Here is a 4,552-nt window from a genome sequence, read left to right as displayed (position 1 = left end):
ATAAACGGACGTGGAGAGGGTGTAAGACCTCATTTGGAGGCAACCTTCAGCGAAGCGTCAACCCCAATCAGCGACCACCCCTAAAAAGGTGGCGTGGTGAGGAATCCCCCGCGCTCTTTAGCCGGGGGAGGATGTCAATAAACCCCTACACGGAAATAAGTAGGGGTATTTTAGTACCTATCAAAGCAAAGACTGCTGAGAGCGCTTCAGACATTCTAAGTAGTGATGGTACTCAAAATAGTCAAACATCTTTGCTATCTCACGAACCCAGACAAACTCACACCGATAGTTGGGGGAAGTTTCTAAGCGATCGACATCCTCCCTGGTAATGCAGCTAATCAACTGTTCTACCAGTTTTTTGCATAGCTTCTTAGAACTCCTGACACTATTTGACTTGGGATTAGGATAGGAACCATTAGCTGATTCCCACTGCTCCCAAACAACATCGTCAGTCATCACCAGATTAAGCATTTTCTGGGGGGTCGGCTTTTTATCGGTACTATCGGTACAATCGGTACAATCCTTGCTGTGAGAGGATTCTGGCTGTACCGATACATCAGAATTCATCGGTACACTTTCAGAATTCATCGGTACAGTGGTCTGATCTATATTGCGATCACATTCCACCGGCTCACTCACCGGGTCAGGATGATGTACCGATGATTTAGATGGCTGTACCGATGATGTACCGATGGTCATATCGGGTATCGGTACGCCTGAAACGCCCTCGCTGACTGGGATTGGTGGAGAGTGTACCGATTGTACCGATGCGGATTGGAGAGTGGTTAAAATTTCTGTGATGGTTGGGGGGATGTCTTCCCCTGGTACATATCCAACCCGATCCTGGCTCACACGTAACTTTATACCGCTAACACCCCGTACCTTTTTACACCGGTATCGTATCTGCTTTTTAGAATGCTTCCATCCCAGTATGTCTAAATATTCGGATAGACGACGGCTAAAGGTATTACTGTTTAGCTTGTTGAATTTATTGTCATCGCAGTAGTTACAGAATGATTCAAAGAACTCACCAATAGGTACAAAGTCATCCGGACTGCCTTGTATCAGATTTAAGTCCATCCAACTGGCTATGGCTTCCGAGTCACACACAGCCATCCATTTATCGTTAAGGGAGTTACTGTCCGAATATTGGAGTTTCTCTAATAGATATCCATCAACCTCTACTTCAGGCATTGACAGGGCGATCGCCATTAGTGGCTCTAACTCATGCTCCCAAATGTAATCCTCTACTGCGGTATCGCGGTGTTTAAAGCGCCCGTCGAACTTCAGCAAAAATATACGCCGCTCTAGTCCGGCTATATCCCCGGCAAATGGGTTATGAACTGCATTAACTAGAATACTTCCCAAAAATTCAGCACTAGCAGGCTTCCCATATATTTGTCGATATTCAACCTTGCCCGACCCAGTAAGTTTTCGTAAGTATTCAAAATCTGTCTGTTTTTCCTCATCGTCACAAACTACCAACTGAGAGTTAATTAAACTGGCTATTGTATACTCAGAACTCAATTTTTTTAAGGAGGTGAATGTAGTATTATCATCGCCTACCATGCGGTTTAGCAGTCGTGCGAATGAAGATTTACCACTACCCGGAGAGCCAATCAGAGTAATAAATTTGTGATGGTAGGATAGGCGATGAGTTAATACTCCATTAATGACGGCTAACAATTTGAGAAGCTTGGTTTTATTCCCGTTCATAATATCCAAGTAGGACTTATACCAAGTTGGGGCATACTTCTCCAAATCGGTCAGAACGCTCCCGGTAGTTTCTATTGGACTATATTGTCGGTTAACTACTGAGAGGAACATACTACTCTTACAGTGCGGTCGTAATTTCCGTTCCTGCATATCGTAAATGCCGTTCAACAGGTTGATATATCGCGGAGGTAAGAAGTTGCCGTTTTTATCTCGTTGTTGATTGATTGTTAACCAGTTCTTGACGAGTAACTTACGAGACATTTGTTTAACAACGTCATCAACTTTGCTAGAAGTCCCGAAGCGAATATTACGAGCTTCAAGCAACAACTGTACATTACTGGCTATAACCATATTGGGCTGTTTTTCCCAGTATTTACCATTCCACTGAAACCAGGAATCATGGGATAGAGAGTATTTCCAATCACTTTGGTACTCATCTATGATAGAAGCATAGATGTCTTGAGCCGTTTTGAGTTTGCTATTCTTTCCGGGTTTATGGAAGACTATCTCTTCTAATTGCTCTCGAACTTGTTCTGGAGTCAAAGTATCACCTGGGTTATCAACAAATCCCATGATAGCTTCGCGACGTATATTAGGCTTTAACGACCCAAGGTAATCGTCAATTCCTTTATGGTCAGTTTTCCAAATGGGAGTATAAGTATCTAAACCCATTGCCTGATAAGCGATGTGAGCTTTAAGGAGAGCTTTACCGACTTGCTCATTAGTTTGCCAGTCCTTGTCAAAAATAACCAGACAATTCTTACCTAAATCTGCTGCGGTAGAAAGAAATTCTTTGAGAAAACGACGTGGTTTTGCCTTAGATTTTTTCGGATTAGGTAGAGCGCAGTGAACTCCAATAATAGAAATGGGGTATATTTTATCTCTGCCATTAGAAATGAGACTGGCAGCTTTCTTAATGCCCTCCACAATCCCAACGGTCTCAAAGTCCTCCATGGTTGTCCTGAGAGATTCATCTGAAAAGTAATCAGGGATAGGCAGTCGAAAAGCATCACTACCGTTATCACGAGGACAAAGGTACTTAATTTCATGTGACAAATTATCACTTGCTGGAATGTTTACCTTTATTTGGATATTACCGTTAACATCCTTGAACCCCCAGTAATACGGCTGATGATCCAACAAGCAATCCATCTTCAACAACTGACGGGCTTCCTGGGCATCACAGATAAATAAGCCTGTACCGTCAAGCTGGTAGTGTTCAAAGAGGAAATCAATGTACGATTGGGTGACTCCTGATTTTAGCCACTCCTGAGTAACGTTATTGCGGAATAACTCCCGATTCGATACACTTAGGGTATCTTGAGCAGAATGGATGTTCATTTCCAAGTTGGATACGGTAACAGTATCTTGAGCAGAATGGATGTTCATTCGTTCAATCCAAATGTTAAGACGTGTCCCCATTCTATTTATTCACTTCAGATAGGATGGGGATATTTTTCTATCTGAGCGATACCTTTCATAATATCTACTTCAATAATCTCTGGCAAATATTTATTTATCTCATCGCAGGCATGGGTTGCAGACATGATGGTTTATTGCAGATATGTGTAGCCATCTTGTATCTCTGCGTTGCAATAATAAACCGTAATTCTCAATAAAGACTCAATCCGTATCTCTCTCACTACCGGATAACTTTAGCTTTTCTGGTACGCTTAGGAGCAGTCAAACTGGCTTAGAGCAAGGGCTACATGGAACAAAACACTCAACCGCTAGTCAAACATGGGAATAACTTTGACCTGATTACGCTGTGGCTTCATGACAAAAGTCCCAACAGCCGCCGGGGGTATTACCTAGACATCATCCAGTTTACGAGACTTATTGGTGACATCCCCCTAGACCAAATCACCCTCAATGATTTACAAGCGTTTTCCAATGCTTTGGGGGCAAAAGGCTACGCGGTAGCTACTATCTCTCGAAAGCTTGCAGCGGTTAAGAGCTTGCTGACTTTCAGCTACCGAGTAAGGGTTATACCTAATAATGTTGGCTCTCTGATCAGGCTACCCAAAGGGAAGGACAGGCTGGCGGAACGTATTCTTAGCCAAAGTCAAGTCCGAGCCATGATTGATTTAACCTCTAAATTACGGGACAAGACTTTAATCCGGTTTCTTTATGCGACTGGCGCTCGTGTCTCTGAAGTTTGCGCCCTGAAGTGGCGAGATGTTCAACCGATCCGTAACGGTCGCGCCCAGGTGAGCTTGTTAGGCAAGGGAAATAAAACTCGTGTTGTGGTGTTTAGTACCGAGATGTGGGAATTGTTACAACAACTTCGAGGTGCTGATGGTCTCAACGAGCCTGTATTCAAAAGTCTACAAAAAGGACATCTCGATCCTTCCCGAGTCAACCGGATTGTCAGAGAAGCGGCTGAACGAGCTGGTATAGAAGGGAAGGTGTCTCCTCATTGGCTACGGCACAGTCATGCTTCCCACAGTTTAGAGAGAGGTGCCCCGCTGCAATTGGTTAAGCAATCTTTGGGACACTCCCATATCGCGATGACTGAACGTTACCTCCATGCTCGACCCGATGAATCCAGCGCTCTTTATCTCGGAGTCTAGAACGCGATCGCGAGAAAAACTATCACGGATTCTCAGCACTTTAATGGCTATAACACTTAAGCCGCAAAGTCTTCACTGTTTTTGCAGCTCCCGGTTGTAAAAGCCGCGATCGCGATCGTTCCTTGACATCCTCCCCCGGCTAAAGAGCGCGGGGGATTCCTCACCACGCCACCTTTTTAGGGGTGGTCGCTGATTGGGGTTGACGCTTCGCTGAAGGTTGCCTCCAAATGAGGTCTTACACCCTCTCCACGTCCGTTTATAGT

2 protein-coding genes are annotated in these 4,552 nt (G+C 44.3%); one reads left to right on the top strand and one right to left on the bottom strand.

From position 1 onward, the window contains the following. Positions 1–180: 180 nt before the first annotated feature. Positions 181–3,105 (bottom strand): DUF3854 domain-containing protein, encoded by a 2,925-nt coding sequence (locus tag RLO19_RS29590; protein ID WP_446361162.1) that lies wholly within the window; start codon positions 3,103–3,105, stop codon positions 181–183. Between the two features lie 320 nt (positions 3,106–3,425). Between RLO19_RS29590 and RLO19_RS29585 the strand changes: the two genes are divergently transcribed. Beyond that, on the top strand, positions 3,426–4,289 hold the full coding sequence (locus tag RLO19_RS29585; RefSeq protein ID WP_446361160.1) for a tyrosine-type recombinase/integrase: 864 nt from the start codon (positions 3,426–3,428) through the stop codon (positions 4,287–4,289). Positions 4,290–4,552: the final 263 nt, after the last annotated feature.

The sequence above is a fragment of the Coleofasciculus sp. G2-EDA-02 genome (assembly GCF_040226375.1).
Taxonomy (GTDB): domain Bacteria; phylum Cyanobacteriota; class Cyanobacteriia; order Cyanobacteriales; family Coleofasciculaceae; genus Coleofasciculus.
Note: the sequence above shows the minus strand (reverse complement) of the source record. Positions and strands in the feature narration are given on the sequence as shown.

Excerpts from the sequence above, each read along its gene's own strand:
- RLO19_RS29590 (WP_446361162.1), bottom strand. The coding sequence starts at position 3,105 with ATGAACATCCATTCTGCTCAAGATACTGTTACCGTATCCAACTTGGAA.
- RLO19_RS29585 (WP_446361160.1), top strand. The coding sequence starts at position 3,426 with ATGGAACAAAACACTCAACCGCTAGTCAAACATGGGAATAACTTTGAC.